Here is a 21,772-nt window from a genome sequence, read left to right as displayed (position 1 = left end):
TCAGCCCGGCCGGCGCAATGCCGGGCGGGCCTCAATCCGGGCCAGCCAGGCCTGCAGGTACGGGTATTCGTCGAGCGTGATGGACAAGCGCTGCACGCAAAAGTCCGCCAGCACGTAGGCGGCGATGTCGGCGACACTGTACTGCTCCCCCGCCACATAAGGAGACCGGGACAGGCGATGCTCCAGCCGGGGCAGGAATTGCCGCACCCGGCGCCTGGACTCCTCGCCCCATTCCGGCACGCAGTGCTCCCTGTCCTGGTAAACGCCGCTGATATTGCGAAAAGCCTGAAACGCCGGCAACAGGCCGTCCAGCTCCACAATACGGTGCCACATTTCAATCCGGGCGCGCGCCAGCGGAGTATCGCCGAACAAGGACGGCGTGGAGGGAAAGGTCTCGTCCAGATAGCGGCAGATCGCCACCGACTCGCACAGGTAGCTGCCATCATCCAGCTCCAGCAAGGGGATCTTGCCGTTGGCGCTCATGGCCCTGAAGGCATCGGTTAAATTGGCGCCGCCACGCACATCCACCGGCACCCGCTCGATTTCAATTCCCTTTTCGGCCAAAAACAGGCTTACCCGGCGCGCATTGGGGGCAGGAGCGAATTCGTAAAGTTTCATGTTGTTCCCTCGTTATCCGGTTCAAACAGCCAAAGACCATGCACCAGGACGGAGGATTTCACAACGGGGGGATAAACACAGAAGCAAAACTGGAGCGGGTGAAGGGAATCGAACCCTCGTCGTAGGCTTGGGAAGCCTCTGCTCTACCATTGAACTACACCCGCCGGGCAGACAGCCAATATAAAGACTTTTGGCCGGCTGGCAATCCCCCGCCCGGCCGACTGCGCAATATTCCGCCAAATAACGAGCAAAGGGCACCGGCACCAGTCATGCCGCGTCGCGCCAATCCGGGTCGGGCCGGGCCTTGGCAGGAGACCAGTGGCGCAGTGGCCATCTTGCCGCTTTCCGGGCGGCGCGCCATGGTGCAGAATAGAAGCAACTCACTTTGATATTAAGGACTTATCATGCGTATTTTCGGTATTGCCCTGGCCGCCCTCACCCTTTCCGGCTGCGCCGGCTGGGGCTTTGACAGCAACGTTTCCCCCGAGGGCATCAAGGAATACTACAAGGGAGATGGCGTAACCCTGTATACCAAGGCCGAACTGGAGGGAGTCAACTACGTTACCCTGGGGTCGGTGGAAGGCGAAGCCTGCCAGGTGGAGGCCCAGGAAGCGCCGCCCAAGGTGGCCGATGCCCGGGCCCACATCCGCCGCCGGGCGGCCGACATGGGCGCCAATGGCCTGATCCTGGACAGCTGCATCCGCTTTGACGACATGCCCGGCTGTATTGAGCAGGTGTTGTGCACGGGCCAGGCCATTACAGTCAACAAGCCGTAAGCGGCTTGCAGCCGATAGCGCAAAGCCGTTTTTCAGAGGATTTATGACCGCCATCCACCTGGATCCCATCGGTATTATCCGGTCTCCCTACAAGGAAAAATTCGCGGTGCCGCGCCAACCGGGGCTGGTGGGCGGCGCCCGAGCCCGGCTGGAAATGCTGCCCCCCTACAACGAGCCCAGCGCCTTTCGCGGCCTGGCCGAGTTCAGCCATTTGTGGCTGGTGTTTGTGTTTCACCAAACCATGGAGCAAGGCTGGAAACCCACGGTGCGTCCGCCCCGGCTGGGCGGCAACGAACGGGTAGGGGTATTTGCCACCCGCTCCACCTTCAGGCCCAATCCGCTGGGATTGTCGGTGGTGGAGCTGCTCGACATGTGCCGGGACGGCAACAAGGTCTGGCTGGAACTGGGCGGCGCCGACCTGGTCGACGGCACCCCCGTGGTCGACATCAAGCCCTATCTGCCCTGGGCGGACGCGGTGGCGGATGCGCGCGGCGGCTTTGCCCCGGCGCCGCCCGACATCAGCATGGAAGTTATCTTCACCGCCGCCGCCGAGCAGGCCTGCCGGCAGTCGGACATTCCCGAGCTGCGGGCCTTTATTACCGAAGTGCTGGTGCAGGACCCCCGCCCGGCCTACAAAAAAACCGGGCAGGGCTGGCAGCAATACGGGGTGCGGCTGTATCACTACAATGTGCGCTACGAGGTTTTCGGCCACCTGACCCGGGTGCTGAGCCTGGAGCAAGAGGGATGAGGGCGGGGCTTCTGCCCGCCCCTGCCCCCTGCTACAATCGCCTTCTTTTATGGATTCACGCTCAACAAGGTTCAAGCGCATGCGTACCACTCAATACCTGCTTTCCACCCTTAAAGAAACCCCGAGCGATGCCGAAGTCATCAGCCACCAGCTGATGCTGCGCGCGGGCATGATCCGCAAGCTGGCCTCCGGCCTCTACACCTGGCTGCCCAGCGGACTGCGGGTATTGAACAAGGTCGCCGCCATTGTGCGGGAAGAAATGAACCGGGCCGGCGCCATTGAAATGCTGATGCCGGTGGTGCAGCCGGCCGACCTGTGGCAGGAAACCGGCCGCTGGGACAAGTTCGGCCCCGAGCTGCTGCGCATTAAGGACCGCCACGACCGGCCCTTTGTGCTGGGCCCCACCCACGAGGAAGTGATCACCAGCATGGTGCGCAACGAGGTGGCGTCCTACAAGCAGCTGCCCCTGAACCTGTACCAGATCCAGACCAAGTTCCGCGACGAGGTGCGCCCGCGCTTTGGGGTGATGCGCTCCCGGGAGTTTGTGATGAAGGACGCCTACTCCTTCCACACCACCCAGGAAAGCCTGCAGCAGACCTACCAGGATATGTACGACGCCTACAGCCGTATTTTTGAGCGCATGGGCCTCGACTTCCGCGCCGTACTGGCCGACACCGGCGCCATTGGCGGCAGTGCCTCTCACGAGTTCCACGTGCTGGCCCAGAGCGGCGAAGACGACATCGCCTTCTCCACCGAATCGGACTACGCCGCCAACATCGAAATGGCCGAGGCGCTGGTGCCCAAGGCGGCCGCCGATGCCCCCACCCGGGACATGACCCTGGTGGATACCCCCAACACCAAAACCATTGCCGACCTGGTGGAAAAATTCGGCCTGAACATCGAGCAGACCGTAAAAACCCTGCTGGTCAAGGCATCCGATGAGACGGACGCCCCGCTGGTGGCACTGATGGTACGCGGCGATCATGAACTCAACGAAGTCAAGGCCGAAAAGCTGCCCCAGGTGGCCAGCCCGCTGACCTTTGCCACCGAAGAGGAAATCCGCGCCGTGGTCGGTGCCGGCCCCGGCTCCCTGGGCCCGCTGAACATGCCGGTGCCGGTGATTGTGGACCGCGCCGTGGCGGTAATGAGCGACTTTGGCGCCGGTGCCAATATCGACGACAAGCACTATTTCGGCATCAACTGGGGCCGGGATCTGCCGCTGCCCGAGGTGGCCGACCTGCGCAATGTGCGCGAGGGCGACCCCAGCCCCTGCGGCAAGGGCGTGCTGCAAATCAAGCGCGGCATTGAAGTGGGCCATATCTTCCAGCTGGGCAACAATTACTCCGCCAAGATGAACGCCACCGTACTCAATGAGGACGGCAAGGCGGTGGTGCTGGAAATGGGCTGCTACGGCATTGGGGTGTCGCGCATTGTGGCCGCCGCCATTGAGCAGAACCACGACCAACGCGGCATCATCTGGCCGGACGCCATCGCCCCCTTCCAGGTGGCCATTATTCCCATGAACATGCACAAATCCCACCGGGTGCAGGAAGTGGCCGAGCGGCTCTACGCCGAGCTGACCGCCGCAGGCATTGAAGTGCTGTTTGACGACCGCAAGGAGCGCCCGGGCGTGATGTTTGCCGACATGGAGCTGCTGGGTGTGCCCCACAGTATTGTCATCGGCGAGCGGGGCCTCGACACCGGCGTGGTGGAATACAAGCACCGCCGCGGCGGTGACAAAGAGGAAGTGGCCATTACCGAGATTGTGGCCAAGGTACAACGCTTGCTGTAATTTTTAACCCCTGGGGCGCGGGCGGCCCGCCCGCATGTTGGCGCGAAGCGCCAACCCCCTTAATCCCCTGGAGCGCGGGCGGCCCGCCCGCAAATTGGCGCGAAGCGCCAACCCCCTTAATCCCCTGGAGCGCGGGCGGCCCGCCCGCAAATTGGCGCGAAGCGCCGACTCCCTGATCTCCTGGAGCACGCTCCGTCCTACAACCTGCGCTTGCTCACATGCCGGCCAACAGGCACTTTCTGCCCCATTAACAAGCACTTATACTTGCCAAAAAAGGGGGAGAGCCATGGAACAAGAAGCAAGCAACGCCTGCGCCCTGGTACTGACCGGTGGCGGCGCCCGCGCCGCTTATCAGGTGGGGGTACTCAAGGCGATAGCCGAATGTTATCCGCGCGGCCAGGCCATTCCCTTCCCCATTCTGTGCGGCACCTCGGCCGGCGCCATCAATGCCACCGGGCTGGCCTGTTACGCCTCCTGTTTTCACCTGGGAGTGCGCAAGCTGGAGTATGTCTGGCGCCACCTGCGCACCGAACAGGTACTGCGGCTGCAGGCCGGCCGGGTGCTGGGCCACTCCCTCAGGCGGATGCTGCTCGGGCTGGCGGGCAAGCCCAGCCAGACCCGGCTGTCGCTGTTCGACAACAGTCCGCTGGAGCGCCTGCTGGAAAAACTGATCGACTTTCAGCGCATCGACAACAACCTGCTCTACGGCGCCCTGGAAGTATTGGCCATCACCGCCTCCAACTACGGAACCGGCGACTCCACCACCTTTTTTCAGGGCCGGCCCTATCACCAACCCTGGGCCAGGGCCGGCCGCTCGGGGCGTGCGTCCATCATCGCCACGCCCCACCTGCTGGCCAGCAGCGCCCTGCCTTTTGTCTTTAAACCCTGCAAGCTGCAAAACCATTATTTCGGCGACGGTTCCATCCACCAGCTCAACCCGCTCAGCCCGGCCATTCACCTGGGGGCAAACCGCATCCTGATCGTCAGCCTGGCCAGTGACGACACCGAGCAGGGCATGCTGTCGGGCGATCCCAGCAGCTCGGATATCGCCGGCCACCTGCTGGACACCATTTTTACCGATGCGCTCACATCCGACATAGAGCGGCTGCAGCGCATCAACAGCACCCTGCGGCTGGTGCCCGAGCGCAAGCGCGATCAACTGACCCTGCGCCCCATCGACAACCTGGTGCTCAAACCCAGCCGCAACCTGGACGATCTTACCCGCCACCATTTCCACCGGCTGCCCTTCAACATCCGCGGCCTGTTGCGGCTGTTCGGGGTCAATGCCGGCGATGCTACCGGCCTGGCCAGCTTTTTGCTGTTCGAGCAGGAGTATTGCCGGGAGCTGATTGAGCTGGGCTACCAGGATACCCGCCAGCGGCTGGACGAGGTGTGCGCCTTTCTGGGGCTGGAAGAGTCGTTAAGAAAAACCGGCTGAATGCCCCCCGGAGCGCAGGCGGCTCGCCTGCATTCCCGCGCAGCGGGAACCCTTGGCTGGGTGCAACCCCTTTGCGGGCGGGCCGCCCGCGCCCCAATGCGAAAACCCCTGGCCTGAGTGCAACCCTCTTGCGGGCGGGCCGCCCGCGCCCCAATGCGTGGACGAGGTGTGCGCCTTTTTGGGGCTAGAAGAGTCGTTAACAAAAACCGGCTGAATGCCCCCCGGAGCGCAGGCGGCTCGCCTGCATTCCCGCGCAGCGGGAACCCTTGGCTGGGTGCAACCCCCTTGCGGGCGGGCCGCCCGCGCCCCAATACGGGAACCCCTGGCCTGCAACCCCTGGCCTGGGTGCAACCCCTTGCGGGCGGGCCGCCCGCGCCCCAATGCGGGAACCCCTGGCCTGGGTGCAACCCCCTTGCGGGCGGGCCGCCTGCGCCCCAATGCGGAAACCCCTGGCCTGGGTGCAGCACCCATTCAGTGGTTCTGCCCGTCCTCGGGTTGCCACCGCAGTCGCCAGCCGGGCTGGTGCGGGGGGGAGGCATACTCCTGGCAAATGAACAGGCCGGCCGCCGCCACCAGCCGGTCGCCGTCCAGCAGCAGGGGAATGCGCTCCCGCTGCCAGGGCGGAATGGCGTATTCCTGCCACAGCTTCTTCAGCGGCCGGGAGCCGGCCCTGCCCCGGGGCCGGGCGCGCAGGCCCGGTACACCAAAGTCCAGGCAGAGCCGGGCCGGATCCAGCCCGGCGGCCAGTTCCGCCCCCGTTTCCACCCATTCCAGCCTTATCCGCCCGGCTCCGCAGTCCAGCCAGGTGCCGGCCTGCAGCGCCGGCAATGGGATCGGCGCCGGCCCCGGCTCGGGCAGGTAGAGCGCGCCCTGGTAGCGGCGAATCTCCTTGCTGCCCAGCAAAAGCCGCGGCGAGGTATCGGGCCGGGCCAGGGCCAGCTCCTGCCATACCGCCGCCAGTTGGGCCCGGCTGCAATGGATGCCCCGGCGCTGCAGCCAGTGGCGCAGGGCATTGTTGCGCCGCGCCGGGCTGAGCCGGGCCAGCGCCGCTACCGCCAGGCCCCCGTCTGTTCCGGCCAGGCCGGCCAAGTCGTCCTCGGCCAGCTCTTCGGCCAGCGCCTTCTGCTCGGCGCACAGCTCGGCGCTGCGGCTCAGGGTATCCATAAAGGAGGGCCACTGGGCCTGCAGCCTAGGCAGGATCTCGTTGCGCAGAAAGTTGCGATCGAAGCGGTTGTCGGCGTTGCTGGGATCCTCCACCCAGCTCAGCCCGGCCTCCCGGGCATGGGCTTCCAGCTGTGTGCGGGAGCAGTCCAGCAGGGGACGCAGCTGCACCCCGGCGCCGAGCGGCCGGCTCGCCGGCATGGCCGCCAGCCCCGCCACCCCGGCCCCGCGCTTGAGCGCCAGCAGCAGGGTTTCGGCCTGGTCATCCTTGTGGTGGCCGGTCAGCAGGGCGTCTCCGGGCGCGAGCTCCGCCGCCAGCGCCCGGTAGCGGGCCTCCCGCGCCGCCGCTTCCAGGCTGATGCGCGGTCCCAGCGCCACCTGCACATAAAGGGTACGGCACGGCACCCCCAATGCACTCGCCACGGCGGCGCAGTGGGCGGGCCAGGCGTCCGCCGCCGCCTGCAGGCCGTGATGAACGTGGAGTGCGGTCAGCGCCCTGCCCTGCTCCCGTGCCAGCCGGGCGCTCAGGGCCAGCAACACGGTGGAGTCGAGCCCGCCGCTGAAGGCCACCCACAGATCCCCCGTTGGGTGCAGGTTGGCCATGCGTTCGCAAAAATGGGAATACAGCCCCTTCATGACCACAGCACCACCCGGTTTCTCCCCTCCGACTTGGCCTGATACAGGGCCTGATCCGCGTGGGCCAGCAGCCGGTCGGCGCTGGCCAGGCCGCGGGCGCCGGCCCCCCCCAGGCTGGCGGTCAGGTGCAGGCCGTCGGCAAAACCGCCGCAATCAAGGTCGGCAATCGCCCGGCGGATGCGCTCGCAAATCCGCACCGCCTCGTCGGGCTCGGTCACCGGGAACAGCAGGGTGAACTCCTCGCCTCCCCAGCGGGCCACATAATCGGTGGTGCGGATTTCCCGGCGCAATACGGTGGCGATGGCGCGGATGGCCTGGTCGCCCACCGCGTGGGACCATTTGTCGTTGACCTGTTTGAAGTGATCGATATCGAGCACCGCCAGGCACAGGGGCGTGTGCTCCCGCCGGGCCGCCTCAAAGGCCTGGGCCAGCCACTCGTCGAAAGCCCGGCGGTTGGCCAGGCCGGTCAGCTGGTCTTCCCGGGCCTGGCGCTCAAAGGCGAGGGACTGCTGCTGCAGCTCCCGGGTCTTGTCCCGCACCAGGTGCTCCAGCTCCACCGCCCGCAGCCGCAGCATGCGCAACCTCAGCCGCATCAGCAGGCCGATGGCGGCCAGGCCCAGCAGGCCGGCGAGCAGCCAGAACAGGGGCCGCTGCCAGAAAAAGGGCGCTATGCTGAACGCCAGGCGGGCCTCCTGCGGACTCCAGTCGCCGTAGGGATAAGCCGCCGCCACCCGGAACACATAGTTGCCGGGAGCCAGGTTGGTGTATTCCGCCAGGTTCTGCCTGCCCCGCTCGACCCATCCCTGGTCGAATCCCTCCAGCAGGGTCCGGTAGCGAATGCGTTCGGGCATCACATAGCCGAGCCCGGCAAAACTGAGCTGGAGCCGGTCGGTCCCCGCCGGCAGCGCCAGCGGCAGGCGGATATCCGCCGCCTTGCCGTTGGCTTCGGCCGACTCCAGCACTACCGGCAGTTCGGCCTGGCCAAACTCCGACAGCCGCCCCGGATAAACCCGGGCCACGCCCTTGGCGGTGGCAATCCAGACGCTGCCGTCCCGGGCCAGGGCCGCCGCCGGCCCCGAGCCACCGTTGGCCTGGGCGCTGGCCATGCCATCCCCTTCGCCGAGCAGCTCAAAGGCGATACGGTCGCGCTCGCCGTCCGCCACCCGCTGGGCCTCGGCCAGATCGATACGCAGTATTCCCCTGTTGGTGGACAGCCAGAGCCCGCCCAGCCGGTCCGCCACCGGCTGGAACATTTTTTCTATCGGCAGGCCATGGGGTTTGCCGACCATCGACAGGCTGCCGTCCCGGTAGCGGTAACGCAGCAGGCCTCGGTCGGTGGTCATCCACATGTGCTTGCCGTCCGGCTCCTGGTAAAAGCCAAAGGCATACTCGGCGTTTTCCTGGCTGTTGAGATAAAGGGCTTCGATACGGTCGGGCCGGCCCTGGCGCAGTATGCCCACCCCGACCCCGGTGCCGACCCAGATGTCGCCGTTGTCGGCCTGGTGCAGCGCCATCACGAATTCGCCGGGCAGGCCGTCCTGCTGGTAATAGGTGCTGATCCGGCCGTCCTTGATCCGGCTCAGGCCCTTGGCGGTGCCCACCCAGAGGCTGCCGTCGACGGCGGGCAGTATGGCCCTGACTTCGTTGGCGCCCAGCCCCTGGTCCCGGTCGATCACCTGGGCGAGGGTGCCGTTCTCCAGCCGCAGCAGGCCATGGGTAAAGGTGCCGGCCCAGAGGGTGTCGCCGCTTCCCTGGGCCAGGCTGAGGATGGAGGGCACACTGCCGTCGGCCAGGGTCAGCGCCAGGGTCTGCACCCGATCGCCGTCGATCCGGCTCAGGCCATTGCTGGTGCCGGCCCATATGCTGCCGTTGCCGTGGGCCAGCACGGTGCGCACATAGTTGCCGGCCAGGCCGTCGTCCTGGGTAAAGCTGGTGAAGGGGGCGTCGCGCAGCCGCAGCAGGCCGCCGTTGGTGCCCACCCAGATGTTGCGCTCGCTGTCCTGCAACAGCGACACCACCCGGTTATCCGGCAGGCCCTGTTCCAGACCCAGTCGCTCCAGGCCAAAACGGCTCAGGCGGATCAGGCCCCGGTCTATGGTGCCGAGCAAGAGATCGCCGCTGTCGTCTTCCAGCAGGGCGCTCACCGCCTCTTGCGCCAGTTCGGGACGCAGCAGACTAAAACCGCCCTGCTCGTGGACATAGGCGCCCTCCTCCGAGCCGATCAGCAGTCGGCCCTGGCGGTCCAGCAGCAGCGCCAGCACGGGAGCCGCGGGGATCTGCGCCACCACCTGCACCCGCTGGTCGCGGATCACCGCCAGGCCACGCGAGGTGCCGGCCCAGATAACGCCATCCTCGTCTTCCAGCAGGCGGTACACGGCGGCGCCGGGCAGGCCGTCGTCCACCCCAAGATGGTGCAGCTCGCCGTCCTGCCGCCAGTAGATGCCGCCGCCTTCGGTGGCGAACCACAAGCGGCCGTCCCGGGTGCGTAGCACATGGTTGACCATGGCCGGCAAGTCCGGCTCCGCCGTCCAGCGCTGGTGCTGGTAACGGCTGATGCCGCCCCGGGCGCCGGCCACCAGCAGGCCCTCGCCATCGGGAACCAGGGTGCGGATGCCGGAGTCGGGCAGGCCGGTGTGGGCGCCGCGCTCAAAAGTGCGGAACTCCCGGCCATTATAGCGGGCCACGCCTTCCCAGGTGGCGAACCACAGGTAGCCTTCCGCCGTTTGGGCGATGCTGTTGATGGTGTTGTGGGGCAGGCCGTTGCGAGTATTCCACAGATCCCGGTAATAGTCGTCGAGCGGCGCATCGGCGGCGGACAGGGGCCGGCACAGGAACAACAGCGGTAGCCAGGCATACAGGACAAGACGGAACAGGCGGGATAAGGCAAACGGACGGACGGCACGGCTCATGAAAAATCCCTTTATACGGCGTGTATCCGGGCCAATATAGCAGCTTCTAATGTAGCGCGCGTTAACGCGTTAAAGGGGTCCGTTAAAGGGGTCGGAGTCAATTTCGCATTTTGCTAAATTGACTCCGACCCCATTTTTTAGCAGTAGCCGTATTTCATCAGGCGCTGGTAGCGCTGTTCGAGCAGGCTGTCGGTGTCGAGGGCGTCCAGTTCGTTCAGATCCGCCAGCAGGCGGGCCTTGAGCCGCTCGGCCATCAGCAGCGGGTTGCCGTGGGCGCCGCCCATGGGCTCTTCCACCACGTTGTCGATAAGCTTGAGCTCGTGGATGCGCTCGGCGGTAATGCCCATGGCCTCGGCCGCCACCGAGGCTTTTTCGGCGCTCTTCCACAGGATGGAGGCGCAGCCTTCGGGCGAGATCACCGAGTAGGTGGAATACTGCAGCATATTGACCCGGTCGCCCACGCCGATGGCCAGGGCGCCGCCGGAGCCGCCTTCGCCGATCACGGTGCAGACGATGGGCGTTTTCAGGCCGGACATCACCTTGAGGTTGCGGGCGATGGCCTCGGACTGGCCGCGCTCTTCCGCGCCCACGCCCGGGTAGGCGCCGGGAGTGTCGATAAAGGTGAGGATCGGCATCTTGAAGCGCTCGGCCATTTCCATCAGCCGCAGCGCCTTACGGTAACCCTCGGGGCGCGGCATGCCGAAGTTGCGCTTGATCTTTTCCTTGGTCTCGCGGCCCTTCTGGTGGCCGATGACCATCACCGGGCGTCCTTCGAAACGGGCCACGCCCCCGACGATGGCCTTGTCGTCCGCATAGGCGCGATCACCGGCCAACTCGTCGAACTCGCCGAACATCAGCTCCAGGTAGTCCAGGGTGTAGGGACGGCGCGGGTGGCGCGCCAGCTGGGAGATCTGCCAGGGACCCAGGTTGCTGAACACCTTTTTGGTCAGTTCGTCGCGCTTGCCTTCAAGGCGGCGGATTTCCTCGTCCAGATCGATGTCCAGGGCGTCGCCCTCGCTGACGTGACGGAGTTCTTCAATTTGGGCCTGAAGCTCTGCGATGGGTTGTTCAAAATCCAGAAAATGGTGGCTCATAGGTCCCCTCTACTCAAAAATCAGTTCAACCTTATCCTGCCCCAGCAGCGCTTTGAGCGAGGCCAGCATGGCGTCGGTGGGCGTTACCCGCCACTCGGTGCCAAGCTGTAGCTGCGCCCGGGCGCCCGGTCGGTGATAGGTTACTCGCACAGGACATACGCCCGCCCTGACCGGCGTGAGTATGTCCAGCAATTGGGTGAAAAAGCCCTGATCGATCTGGCTTTTGTCGATGTTCAACTGGACGCCGCGGGCAAACCGCTCGCGGGCGTCGCTGATATCAAGCACTTCCCGTGCCGACATTTTAAGGCCGCCGGAGAAGTCATCAAAGCTGACCTGTCCGCTGATGACCAGGATTTTATCTTTTTCCAGCAAAGACTCATAGCGCTCCAGCGCATCGGAAAACAGGGTCACGTCCAGCCGGCCGGACTTGTCGTCCAGGGTAAGGATGCCCATACGGTTGCCGCGCTTGGTGGTCATTACCCGGGCGGCAATCACCAGCCCGGCCACTGTGGTGGTGCGATCCCGCCCGGTGGGCTGCACCTCGTTCAGCCGGCCCGAGGTGTAGTGGCGCAGCTCTTTGCCGTACTGGTTGATGGGATGGCCGGTGAGATAGAGCCCAAGCGTGTCCCGCTCCCCTTCCAGCCACACCTGGTCCGGCCAGGGCGCGACATCGGCGAAGGCATGCTCGATATTTTCTTCCTCCACCAGCACCCCGAACATGTCGCCCTGGCCCAGGGCCTCGGCGCGGGCATGCTGGTCGGCGGCTTTCATCGCCTCTTCCAGGGTCGCCATCAGCGAGGCCCGGTGCGGGCCCAGCCGGTCCATGGCACCGGAGAGGATGAGCTTTTCCATCACCCTTTTGTTGAGCCGCTTCAGGTCGACCCGGTTGCAGAAGTCGAACAGATCCCGGAAGGGCCCGCTCTGCTCCCGTGCCTCGAGGATGGCCTCGATGGGCGCTTCGCCCACCCCCTTGATGGCCCCGATGCCGTAGACGATATGACCGTCCTCGTTGACGGTGAAGCGGTAGCGACCGGAGTTGACGTCCGGCGGCAACAGGGTGAGCCCCATGCGCTGGCATTCGTCCACCAGGGTCACCACCTTGTCGGTGTTGTCCATGTCGGCGGTCATCACCGCCGCCATGAATTCGGCCGGGTAGTGGGTCTTCAGCCACAGAGTCTGGTAGGACACCAGGGCATAGGCGGCGGAGTGCGACTTGTTGAAGCCGTAGCCGGCGAATTTCTCCACCAGATCGAAGATCTTGATCGCCAGTTCGCCGTCGATGCCGTTGGCCCTGGCCCCTTCTTCGAAGCCGGCGCGCTGCTTGGCCATCTCCTCCGGCTTTTTCTTGCCCATGGCCCGGCGCAGCAGGTCGGCGCCGCCCAGGGAGTAGCCGGCCAGCACCTGGGCTATCTGCATCACCTGCTCCTGATAGAGGATGATGCCGTAGGTGGGCTCGAGGATGGGCTTGAGCGATTCGTGCTGCCACTGCTCGTCCGGGTAGGAAATCGCCTCCCGGCCGTGCTTGCGGTCGATAAAGTTGTCGACCATGCCCGACTGCAGCGGGCCCGGGCGGAACAGGGCCACCAGGGCTATCATGTCCTCGAAGCAGTCCGGCTGCAGCCGCTTGATCAGGTCCTTCATGCCGCGGGATTCGAGCTGGAACACCGCCGTGGTCTCATGGCGCTTGAGCAGCTTGAACGAATCCTTATCGTCGAGGGGGATGGCGGCGATATCCACCGCCGGCTTGCCTTCCTTTGCCAGGCGCGGATTGATCATGCCCAGCGCCCAGTCGATGATGGTGAGGGTGCGCAGGCCGAGGAAGTCAAACTTCACCAGGCCGGCGTATTCCACGTCGTTCTTGTCGAACTGGGTGACCGGGTTGCGGCCGTGCTCGTCGCAGTAGAGCGGCGAAAAATCGGTGATTCTGGTGGGTGCTATCACCACGCCGCCGGCGTGCTTGCCGGCGTTGCGGGTCACCCCTTCCAGCGCACGCGCCATGTCGATCAGCGCTCTGACCTCTTCGTCCTGGTCGTAGAGCTCGGGCAGCTTGGGCTCGACCTCGAACGCCTTGGCCAGGGTCATGCCCGGATCCGGCGGGATCAGCTTGGAGATACGGTCAACAAAGCCGTAGGGGTGGCCCAGTACCCGGCCCACATCGCGCACCACCGCCTTGGCGGCCATGGTGCCGAAGGTGATGATCTGGCTCACCGCCTCCCGGCCGTACAGCTCGGCCACGTGGTCGATGACCTCGTCGCGCCGGTCCATGCAGAAGTCGATGTCGAAGTCGGGCATCGACACCCGCTCCGGGTTGAGGAAGCGTTCGAACAGCAGGTCGAATTCGAGCGGATCCAGGTCGGTGATCTTGAGCGCATAGGCCACCAGTGAGCCCGCCCCCGAGCCCCGCCCCGGCCCGACCGGAATGCCGTTATCCTTGGACCACTGGATAAACTCCATCACGATCAGGAAGTAGCCGGGAAAGCCCATCTGGTTGATCACTTCCAGCTCTATCCTGAGCCGCTCGTCGTATTCGCCGCGCTTCTCGGCGCGCACCGCCGGATCCGGGAACAGGAAGGCGAGCCTGTCTTCCAGTCCTTCCTGCGAGCACTTGACCAGGTAGTCTTCAATGCTCATGTCGCCGGTGGGAAAGTCCGGCAAAAAGTATTCGCCCAGGCGCACCGTGACGTTGCAGCGCTTGGCGATCTCCACGCTGTTTTCCAGCGCCTCGGGGATATCGGCGAACAGCTCGGCCATCTCCGCCGGGCTCTTCAGGTACTGCTCGGGGCTGTAGCGGCGCGGCCGGCGCTTGTCCTCCAGGGTATAGCCGTCGTGAATGGCCACCCGGATCTCGTGGGCGTCGAAGTCGTCCTTGTCGAGGAACACCACCTCGTTGGTGGCCACCACCGGCAGTCCTTCCTGCCAGGCCAGGGCCACCGCCATGTGCAGGTAGCTCTCTTCGTCGGGCCGGCCGGTGCGCAGCAATTCGAGGTAGTAGCGATCGGGAAAATACTGCCGGTAGAATTCCAGGCACTGCTCCGCCAGGGCCTGGTTGCCCTTGAGCAGGGCGATGCCCACATCCCCTTCGCGCCCGCCGGACAGCACTATGACCCCTTCGCTGTGCTCGGCCAGCCAGGCCTTGTCGACAACGGGCCTGTGCTGCACATGGCCGCGCTCGTAGGCTTTGGAAATCAGCAGGGTGATGTTCTGGTAGCCGGTGTTGTCCATGGCCAGCAGGGTCAGGCGGAACTGCTGCTCGCCCAGCTCCTCGCTCTGCACCCAGATATCGGTGCCGACGATGGGCTTGAGCCCCTTGCCGTGGGCATCGCCGTAGAAACGCACCAGGCCGCACAGGTTCATCTGGTCGGTCAGGGCTAGGGCCGGGTAACCCAGCTCGCCGACCCGCTTGTTGATGGGGCCTATTTTGGCCAGGCCGTCCACCATCGAAAAATCCGAGTGGACGCGCAAATGAATAAAGCTTGGGGTCATGGTCCCTCCGCCAGGGCCAGGGCCACCGGCCGGAAGCTGCGCCTGTGCTCGGCCAGGGCGCCGTGCGCCGCCAGGGCCGCCAGGTGCTCTTTGGTGGGGTAGCCCTTGTGGCGGGCAAAACCGTACTGGGGATGGCGGGCGTCGAGGGCGAGCATTTCCCGGTCCCGGGCGACCTTGGCCAGGATGGAGGCGGCGCTGATCTCCGCCACCCGGCTGTCGCCCTTGACCACCGCCCGGGCGGCCATGGGCAGCACCGGGCAGCGGTTGCCGTCGACAAAGACAAAGCCCGGTTGCACCGCCAGCCCCGCCACCGCCCGCTGCATCGCCAGCAGGGTGGCGTGCAGTATGTTGAGTTCATCGATCTCCGCCGGCGAGCAGCGGCCAATGGCCCAGGCCAGGGCCCGTTCGCGAATAAGCGGCGCCAGTTGCTCGCGCTTTTTCTCGCTGAGCTTTTTGGAGTCGGCCAGGCCGGGGATGGGATTGGCGGGATCCAGGATGACGGCGGCGGTGACCACATCGCCCACCAGGGGGCCGCGTCCCACTTCATCGACACCGGCCACCAGCACGCCGGCAGGATAGTGAATGTCGGTCATGATCGGCCAGCCAGCTCCAGCACCGCCAGCGCCGCCTGTTCGTCGGCGTTGCAGCGGATCTGTTTGTGCAAACGGGTAAAATGGGCAATGAGCTCGGTATTGTCATGCTCCAGCAGCTTGTCCACCTCGTCCACGAGGTGGCCCGGGGTGCATTCGTGCTGGATAAGCTCCGCCACCAGGGTCTGGCCGGCCAGCAGGTTGGGCAGCGACACATGCTCGGTTTTCACCAGCCGCTGGGCCAGCCAGTAGCTGAAGTCCTTGAGTTTGTAGCCCACCACCATGGGCTTTTTGGCCAGCATGGCCTCCAGGGTAGCGGTGCCCGAAGCCAGCAGGATAACGTCGGCGGCGGTCATCACCTCCCGCCCCCGGCCTTCCACCAGGATAACGTCGAGCCCGGGCGCCACCCGCTCCTTGATGGCGAGGAATTCCTGGCGCCGCTTTTCATTCACCAGGGGCACCACGAACTGCAGCTCCGGGTGGCGCACCCTGAGCTGTTTGCAGGCTTCCAGGTACACCGGGCTCAGCAGGCCGACCTCGGCATGGCGGCTGCCCGGCAACAGGGCCAGATAGGTGCCGTCGGAGTCCAGCCCCAGTCGCTCGCGGGCCCCCCGGGTGTCGGGCGTAAGCGGCATCCGGTCCGCCAGGGTATGACCGATAAAGCGGCAGGGGGCGTCGAAGCGGTCGTAAAAAGCTTTTTCGAACGGCAAAAAGGCCAGCACCAGATCGGTGGCGGCCTTGATTTTGTGGATGCGGTTCTGCCGCCAGGCCCACACCGAGGGGCTGACATAATGAATGGTGGCAATGCCGGCCCGCTTGAGTTTGAGTTCGACCCCGATATTGAAATCGGGGGCATCGATGCCCACGAACACGTCCGGCGGGTTGTCGATAAAATGGCGCACTGTCCGCCGGCGGATTTGCAGGATGCGCGGCAGCCGGCCGAGCACCTCGACGATGCCCATCACCGCCAGTTCGTCCATCTCGAACAGGGCTTGGCAGCCTTCGGCCTGCATCTGGGGCCCGGCAATGCCTTCGATAATGGCGTCCGGATGGCGGGCGCGGATCTCGCGGATAAGCCCGGCCCCCAGGGTATCGCCGGAGACTTCCCCGGCGACGATTCCGATGCGCAAGGGGCGTTGTGGTTCAGGCACGAATAATGCCGCGTTCATTTTGCCTGAGGAAGTCGATCATGATGCCCACCTCGGGCTGCTTGTCGTTCAGCGCCTCGAGCACGGGCAGCACTTCGGCCACGGTTTTGCCGCTGCGGAAGATTTCCCTGTAGGCCTGCTTGATGGCGGCAATGGCCTCGGCGGAAAAGCCCCGCCGGCGCAGGCCTTCGGAGTTGATGCCGAACGGCTTGGCATAGAGGCCGGCGGCCATTACGTAGGGCGGCACGTCCTTGTTCAGGGCGGCACAACCGGCGATAAAGGCGTGGCTGCCCACCCGACCGAACTGGTGGATGGCGGCGTGGCCACCGAAGATGACGTGATCGCCAATGTGCACATGCCCGGCCAGGGTGGCGTTGTTGGCGAAGATGCAGTCGTCGCCGATGCGACAGTCGTGGGCCACGTGTACGTTCACCATAAACAGGTTGCGGCTGCCCACCCGGGTCAGGCTTTCATCCTGGCTGGTACCCCGGTGGAAAGTGCAGGATTCACGGATCACGTTGTCGTCGCCGATTTCCAGGAAGGTCCGCTCGCCGGCGTATTTCTTGTCCTGGCAATCCTCGCCGATGGAGGCGAATTGGAAGATACGGTTGCGCTGTCCGATGCGGGTCGGTCCCTTGATCACTACATGGGAGCCGATACGACAGCCGTCGCCGATTTCCACCTCGGGCCCGATCAGGGTCCAGGGGCCGATTTCGACCCCCTTGCCGATGACCGCATCCGGATGGACGATGGCGGTTTCATGGATCACTGCACTAGACTCGCTCACACTCAGCCCTCGCGTTTGGCACACATCAGTTCGGCGGAGCACACCAGCTCGCCGTCCACGGTGGCCACACCGGTGAACTTGGCGATACCGCGGCGCTCCTTCAGGTATTCCACATCCAGCACCAGCTGGTCTCCCGGCACCACAGGGCGCTTGAAGCGGGCGTTGTCGATGGAGGCGAAGTAATAGAGCTCATTGGGCTTGGGCTTGCCCACCATCTTGAACGCCAGTATGCCGGTGGCCTGGGCCATGGCTTCGAGGATCAGCACGCCCGGAAACACCGGCTTCTGGGGGAAGTGGCCGGTGAACATGGGCTCGTTGAAAGAGACGTTCTTGATGCCACGCAGGGTCTTGCGCTCGGGGCTGATTTCATAATGGGCCACCCGATCCACCATCAGAAAGGGGTAACGGTGCGGCAACAGTTCCAGGATTTCCTGGATGTCCAACTGATTCAGTTCGTTATTCAAAATGTAACCCTACCAATCGCTTAGTTTTTTGTCCCAACAGTCGATTCCGGTGCGGCCGGTCGCGGCCTCCGGTGATCTACTCTTCGGAGCTGTTATTTAGTTGTTTTTCAAGCCGGCCGAGCCGCTTGTGCATGTCATCGATACGCATCACCCTTGCCGCCGTCTTGCGCCACTCCTTGTTGGGCTGCAGGGGAATACCGGATGAATAGATACCCGGTTCGGTGATGGGCCGCATCACCATGGCCATGCCGGTAATGGTGACCCCGTCGCAAATCTCCATATGGCCGTTGAAGACCGAAGCGCCGCCAATAATACAATATTTACCGACCTTGAGACTACCGGCCATGACGGTGCCGCCGGCCATGGCGGTACCGTAACCTATCTCCACGTTGTGGGCTATCTGGCACTGGTTGTCGATAATCACGTTGTCGGCGATACGGGTATCCCCCAGCGCGCCCCTGTCTATGGTAGTACAGGCGCCGATTTCCACCCGGTTGCCGATCACCACGCCGCCGAGCTGGGGAATTTTGACCCACTCGCCCTTGTTGTTGGCGTAACCGAAGCCGTCGGCGCCGATCACCGCTCCCGACTGCACCAGGCAGTCGCTACCCAGCACCACGTTGTGGTAGAGGGTCACATTGGCCCACAGCCGGGTGCGCGCGCCCAGCCGGGTATGTTTACCGACAAAGCAGCCGGGGCCGACGATTACGCCGTCGTCCAGCACCACGCCCGACTCGATCACCGCGTTGGCGCCGATGGCCACGCCCTCGCCCAACACGGCATCTTCCGCGATGACGGCGCTGGGGTGGATATCCACCGCCGGCGCCGGCGTGGTGTCCAGCCGCTGGGCGGCCAGGGCAAAGCCCAGGTAGGGATCGGCCATCACCAGGCAGGCCACCGGACAGGCGGCACTGTCTTCGGCCGTCAGGATCACGGCGGCCGCCTTGGTTTCGGCCAGCAGGTGGCGATACTTGCTGTCGGACAAAAAGGACACTTCGCCCGGACCGGCCTTGTCCAGGGTATTGATCCGGGTGATGTGGAGGCCGGGATCGCCCTTCAGCTCGGCACCCAGAGCATCGGCCAGCGCTTGCAGCGTTACTTTCATGGCTCTTTTCTCTTACTTGCTGACCCGGCTGATCACCTGATCGGTGATGTCCAGCGAGGGGGAAACATAAATGACGGCGCCGCGCTCAATGACCAGCTCCAGCCCCTGGGCCTTGGTGATTTCGTCGATGGCGGTCTTGATCCGCGCCAGCATTTTCTGGCGCTCTTCGTGCTCGCGGCGGGCCTGATCCTCTTCCAGGGTCCGGCGTTTCTGCACATAGGTCGCCTGCATCTCGTTCAGCTTTTTCTGGGCCTCGGCCTTTTGCTGATCGTTCATAAAGGCCATGTCTTTTTGCTGCTTTTCTACAAAGCTGCGGCCATCGGCCTCCAGTTTCTGCACTTCCTTGATGCGGCCGTCAAATTCCTTCTGCAACTGGTTGCGCACCAGGTCGCGCTGGGGCATTTTCTGGAACACTTCTGCGGTATCCACCACCGCAATCTTGCCCTGGGCCTGCGCCAGGGTGGCGGTCATCACCAGCGCCAGGGCGCCGGCCAGTTTCAACAGTTTGTTCATTGGAACTTTCCTCGATGTTGGAGCGCGGGCGGCTTGCCCGCAACTGGTCACCAGGCCACAACCTGATAAGCGCCCTTAACGGGCGCTATGGCAGGTGATCCATTAAAAGGTACGGCCGATATTGAAGTTGAATACCTCGGTCTTGTCCCCTTCCACTTCCTTCAGCGGCGTGGCCAGGGAGAACACCAGCGGCCCCAGGGGCGACAGCCATTGCATGCTGACACCGGCGGACGCCCGGTACTTGGCCGGATCGCCGAAGTCGTAGCAGCCTTCGGCACAGCCGTCGAAACGGGAGGCGTCATACTCGGTATCCCAGACGGTGCCCACGTCCATAAAGACGCTGGTGCGCAGCGAACGCTGCAGATCCTCGCCGGCGAAGGGCGTGGGCACAATCAGCTCGACCGAGCCGGCCAGCAGGGCATTGCCGCCCACCGTGCTGTCGTCGGCCCGCAATGTACCATTTTCGTTATACACCGCCCGGGGGCCGACGGCATTGCTCTTGAAGCCGCGCAGGGTGCTGAAACCGCCCGCATAGTAGTTTTCGAAAAAGGGCAGCTTGCCGGTATCGCCGTAACCGTTGCCGTAGGCGGCGCGGAACTTGCCGTGCAGCACCCAGTTATGCTCCCGGTCGAGCGGGAAATAATGGGCGTTGTCCAGGTTCAGCTTGAAGTACTGCAGATCCGAACCCGGCACCGTCACCTTGGCGCCCAGGCTCTGGCGGCTGCCGGCGGTGGGAAAGAAGCCCCGGTTCAGGTTATTGCGGGTCCAGCCGGCGGTGATGTCGAAGTCGTCGAAGCTGACCTCGTCACTGTTATCAACGCCATTATCCTGCCAGAAATCCTGCAACTGAATGTAAACGTCACGACTCGGCTGGCTCAGGGTATTGTGCTCATAGCCCAGGCTGAAGTTGAGGCTGTTGGTTTCGTTGATCGGGAAACCGGTCAGGGCGCGCACCCCATAGGTGGTGCTCTCGTAATCCACCCAGCTGTAGTCATCGGCATCCGGCTCGAACTGGCGGTAGTAAATCCGCCCGCCCAGACTGACGCCGTCGACGGTAAAGTAGGGATCCGTGTATTCCAGCGAGACATCCTTGGAATAGTCGTTCATCTGGGAATTGATGCCGACCCGGTTGCCGGTGCCGAGGAAGTTTTCCTGCTGCAGGCCGGCCTGGATGCTGAAACCGGAGTCGGTGCCAAAACCCACCCCGAAGTTGATGGAGCCGGCGGGTTGCTCCTTGACGCTCACATCCAGGTCGACCAGGTCGTCCTCGCCCGGTACGCGGCGGGTTTCCACCTCGACGTTCTCGAAATACCCCAGCCGGTTGAGGCGGGTGCGCGATTGCTCCACCTGCTCGCTCGACAGCCAGGTGCCTTCCATCTGGCGCATTTCCCGGCGCAGCACCTCATCCTTGGTGATCAGGTTGCCGCTGAAATTGATACGGCGCACATAGACCCGGTTGCCCGGCTCGACGTTGACCACCAGCTCGACCTTTTTGCTGTCTTCATCGATCTGCGGGAAGGTGTTGATGCGCGGATAGGCATAACCGAAGCGCCCCAGGAACTTGGACAGCACTTCCTCCATGTGGGCCACGTCGGCGGCGGAGTAGAGGTCGCCCTCGGCAACGGGCACCAGGGCGGTCAGTTCGCTCTGGCGGTCGATCAGGTCGCCGCGCAGGCTGACGCCGGAGACGGTGTACTGCTCGCCCTCGTTGACGTTGAGGGTGATATAAACCCCTTCCTTGTCCGGCGACATGGACACCTGGGTCGAGGTTACCTCGGCCTTGAGGTAGCCCCGATCCCGGTAGTAGGAGCGCAGGGTTTCGATATCGCCGGCCAGTTTTTGCTTCTGGTAGCGCTGGTCGGCCATAAAGTTCCACCAGGGCACGCTGTCGGACAGTTGCAACTGGGCCAGCAGCTGCTCTTCGCTGAAGGCCCTGTTGCCGACGATGTTGATTTGCTTGATCTCGGCGGCCGGCCCCTCGACGAATTCGAACTTGAGGTCGACCCGGTTGCGCGGCAGCGGAGTCAACACCGCCTTGACCTCGGCGGAGTACTTGCCGACCCCGTAGTAGAAGTCTTCCAGGCCCTGCTCAAGGGAGCTCAGGGTGGTGCGGTCCAGGGGTTCGCCAATGCGCACCCCGGCGCCGTCCAGGCTTTCCTGCAACTGCTCTTCCTTGATTTCCTTGTTGCCGCTGAAGCTGATGCTGGCAATGGTGGGACGCTCGGTCACCTGCACCACCAGGACATCGCCGTCGCGCAGCAACTGGACATCCTCGAAATTGCCGGAGGCATAAAGGCTCTTGATGGCCTCGGCCAGCCGGCTGCCGTCAACCTCTTCGCCTACCCGAACCGGCAGGCTGAGCAGGGCCGCGCCCAGGGTCACCCGTTGCAGGCCGTTGACCTGGATGTCCTGTACCACAAAGGGGGTCATGCCGCTCTGTGCCTGGGCCAGCATGCTGGCGCCCAACAGGCAGGAAGCGACGAGCGTTTTTTTAACTGCCATGGTGTTTG

Annotated in this window: 16 protein-coding genes and 1 tRNA gene; 4 read left to right on the top strand and 13 right to left on the bottom strand. The window is 64.3% G+C overall.

The genetic code is table 11. The features are described 5' to 3' along the window. On the bottom strand, positions 1-618 hold the full coding sequence (locus tag C7I36_RS04325) for a glutathione S-transferase family protein (protein ID WP_106452501.1): 618 nt from the start codon (positions 616-618) through the stop codon (positions 1-3). 90 nt (positions 619-708) lie between these two features. Then, positions 709-782 (bottom strand) — tRNA-Gly (locus tag C7I36_RS04320). Positions 783-1,022: 240 nt separating this feature from the next. Between C7I36_RS04320 and rcsF the strand changes: the two genes are divergently transcribed. From rcsF to C7I36_RS04300, 4 genes are all read left to right on the top strand, one after another. Continuing rightward, positions 1,023-1,394 carry an Rcs stress response system protein RcsF gene (gene rcsF, locus C7I36_RS04315; RefSeq protein WP_106452500.1) on the top strand — a complete coding sequence of 124 codons (372 nt, stop codon included), beginning with the start codon at positions 1,023-1,025 and terminating at the stop codon, positions 1,392-1,394. A 43-nt stretch (positions 1,395-1,437) separates the two neighbouring features. Beyond that, positions 1,438-2,142 (top strand): tRNA (N6-threonylcarbamoyladenosine(37)-N6)-methyltransferase TrmO, encoded by a 705-nt coding sequence (tsaA, locus tag C7I36_RS04310; protein WP_106452499.1) that lies wholly within the window; start codon positions 1,438-1,440, stop codon positions 2,140-2,142. Positions 2,143-2,221: 79 nt separating this feature from the next. Then, entirely contained in the window at positions 2,222-3,934 is a 1,713-nt protein-coding gene (locus C7I36_RS04305) for a proline--tRNA ligase (protein ID WP_106452498.1), read from the top strand. 286 nt (positions 3,935-4,220) lie between these two features. Beyond that, positions 4,221-5,372, top strand: coding sequence for a patatin-like phospholipase family protein (locus C7I36_RS04300; RefSeq protein WP_106452497.1), 1,152 nt, complete (start codon positions 4,221-4,223; stop codon positions 5,370-5,372). A gap of 471 nt (positions 5,373-5,843) precedes the next feature. Here the strand turns inward: C7I36_RS04300 and tilS are convergent, their stop codons facing one another. The 11 genes from tilS to bamA all read right to left on the bottom strand — a co-directional run bounded on the left by tilS (position 5,844) and on the right by bamA (position 21,764). Beyond that, complete coding sequence (gene tilS, locus C7I36_RS04290) at positions 5,844-7,169, bottom strand: tRNA lysidine(34) synthetase TilS (protein WP_106452495.1); 1,326 nt, start codon at positions 7,167-7,169, stop codon at positions 5,844-5,846. After that, complete coding sequence (locus C7I36_RS04285; RefSeq protein WP_106452494.1) at positions 7,166-10,078, bottom strand: ligand-binding sensor domain-containing diguanylate cyclase; 2,913 nt, start codon at positions 10,076-10,078, stop codon at positions 7,166-7,168. The genes tilS and C7I36_RS04285 overlap by 4 nt, the downstream gene beginning before the upstream one ends. A gap of 137 nt (positions 10,079-10,215) precedes the next feature. Next, entirely contained in the window at positions 10,216-11,172 is a 957-nt protein-coding gene (accA, locus tag C7I36_RS04280) for an acetyl-CoA carboxylase carboxyl transferase subunit alpha (RefSeq protein ID WP_106452493.1), read from the bottom strand. Between the two features lie 9 nt (positions 11,173-11,181). Further along, the gene (dnaE, locus tag C7I36_RS04275; RefSeq protein WP_106452492.1) at positions 11,182-14,655 is read right to left on the bottom strand and encodes a DNA polymerase III subunit alpha; all 3,474 of its coding nucleotides are present in this window, start codon (positions 14,653-14,655) and stop codon (positions 11,182-11,184) included. Continuing rightward, the gene (gene rnhB / locus C7I36_RS04270) at positions 14,652-15,248 is read right to left on the bottom strand and encodes a ribonuclease HII (RefSeq protein ID WP_106452491.1); all 597 of its coding nucleotides are present in this window, start codon (positions 15,246-15,248) and stop codon (positions 14,652-14,654) included. Before rnhB ends, dnaE begins: the two co-directional genes overlap by 4 nt. Further along, on the bottom strand, positions 15,245-16,414 hold the full coding sequence (gene lpxB, locus C7I36_RS04265) for a lipid-A-disaccharide synthase (protein ID WP_106452490.1): 1,170 nt from the start codon (positions 16,412-16,414) through the stop codon (positions 15,245-15,247). Before lpxB ends, rnhB begins: the two co-directional genes overlap by 4 nt. Next, on the bottom strand, positions 16,389-17,162 hold the full coding sequence (lpxA, locus tag C7I36_RS04260; RefSeq protein WP_106452489.1) for an acyl-ACP--UDP-N-acetylglucosamine O-acyltransferase: 774 nt from the start codon (positions 17,160-17,162) through the stop codon (positions 16,389-16,391). The genes lpxB and lpxA overlap by 26 nt, the downstream gene beginning before the upstream one ends. Positions 17,163-17,182: 20 nt before the next feature. Further along, positions 17,183-17,644, bottom strand: a complete 462-nt coding sequence (gene fabZ, locus C7I36_RS04255) for a 3-hydroxyacyl-ACP dehydratase FabZ (protein WP_106452488.1) — start codon at positions 17,642-17,644, stop codon at positions 17,183-17,185. A gap of 76 nt (positions 17,645-17,720) precedes the next feature. Further along, positions 17,721-18,749 (bottom strand): UDP-3-O-(3-hydroxymyristoyl)glucosamine N-acyltransferase, encoded by a 1,029-nt coding sequence (gene lpxD / locus C7I36_RS04250; RefSeq protein ID WP_106452487.1) that lies wholly within the window; start codon positions 18,747-18,749, stop codon positions 17,721-17,723. A gap of 12 nt (positions 18,750-18,761) precedes the next feature. After that, positions 18,762-19,262 carry an OmpH/Skp family outer membrane protein gene (locus C7I36_RS04245; RefSeq protein ID WP_106452486.1) on the bottom strand — a complete coding sequence of 167 codons (501 nt, stop codon included), beginning with the start codon at positions 19,260-19,262 and terminating at the stop codon, positions 18,762-18,764. A gap of 102 nt (positions 19,263-19,364) precedes the next feature. Then, complete coding sequence (gene bamA, locus C7I36_RS04240; protein ID WP_106452485.1) at positions 19,365-21,764, bottom strand: outer membrane protein assembly factor BamA; 2,400 nt, start codon at positions 21,762-21,764, stop codon at positions 19,365-19,367. Positions 21,765-21,772: the final 8 nt, after the last annotated feature.

Origin of the sequence: Zobellella taiwanensis (assembly GCF_003012795.1) — a bacterium.
Taxonomy (GTDB): domain Bacteria; phylum Pseudomonadota; class Gammaproteobacteria; order Enterobacterales; family Aeromonadaceae; genus Oceanimonas; species Oceanimonas taiwanensis.
The sequence above is the reverse complement of the archived record's forward strand: the minus strand, read 5'-3'. Positions and strand labels throughout refer to the sequence as shown.

What these genes read in the sequence shown, in the direction of transcription:
- C7I36_RS04245 (WP_106452486.1), bottom strand. Translation starts at nt 19,262, where the DNA reads ATGAACAAACTGTTGAAACTGGCCGGCGCCCTGGCGCTGGTGATGACC.
- bamA (WP_106452485.1), bottom strand. Translation starts at nt 21,764, where the DNA reads ATGGCAGTTAAAAAAACGCTCGTCGCTTCCTGCCTGTTGGGCGCCAGC.
- rcsF (WP_106452500.1), top strand. Translation starts at nt 1,023, where the DNA reads ATGCGTATTTTCGGTATTGCCCTGGCCGCCCTCACCCTTTCCGGCTGC.
- lpxB (WP_106452490.1), bottom strand. Translation starts at nt 16,414, where the DNA reads ATGAACGCGGCATTATTCGTGCCTGAACCACAACGCCCCTTGCGCATC.
- tilS (WP_106452495.1), bottom strand. Translation starts at nt 7,169, where the DNA reads ATGAAGGGGCTGTATTCCCATTTTTGCGAACGCATGGCCAACCTGCAC.
- C7I36_RS04285 (WP_106452494.1), bottom strand. Translation starts at nt 10,078, where the DNA reads ATGAGCCGTGCCGTCCGTCCGTTTGCCTTATCCCGCCTGTTCCGTCTT.
- C7I36_RS04300 (WP_106452497.1), top strand. Translation starts at nt 4,221, where the DNA reads ATGGAACAAGAAGCAAGCAACGCCTGCGCCCTGGTACTGACCGGTGGC.
- rnhB (WP_106452491.1), bottom strand. Translation starts at nt 15,248, where the DNA reads ATGACCGACATTCACTATCCTGCCGGCGTGCTGGTGGCCGGTGTCGAT.
- lpxD (WP_106452487.1), bottom strand. Translation starts at nt 18,749, where the DNA reads ATGAAAGTAACGCTGCAAGCGCTGGCCGATGCTCTGGGTGCCGAGCTG.
- tsaA (WP_106452499.1), top strand. Translation starts at nt 1,438, where the DNA reads ATGACCGCCATCCACCTGGATCCCATCGGTATTATCCGGTCTCCCTAC.
- C7I36_RS04325 (WP_106452501.1), bottom strand. Translation starts at nt 618, where the DNA reads ATGAAACTTTACGAATTCGCTCCTGCCCCCAATGCGCGCCGGGTAAGC.
- dnaE (WP_106452492.1), bottom strand. Translation starts at nt 14,655, where the DNA reads ATGACCCCAAGCTTTATTCATTTGCGCGTCCACTCGGATTTTTCGATG.
- C7I36_RS04305 (WP_106452498.1), top strand. Translation starts at nt 2,222, where the DNA reads ATGCGTACCACTCAATACCTGCTTTCCACCCTTAAAGAAACCCCGAGC.
- accA (WP_106452493.1), bottom strand. Translation starts at nt 11,172, where the DNA reads ATGAGCCACCATTTTCTGGATTTTGAACAACCCATCGCAGAGCTTCAG.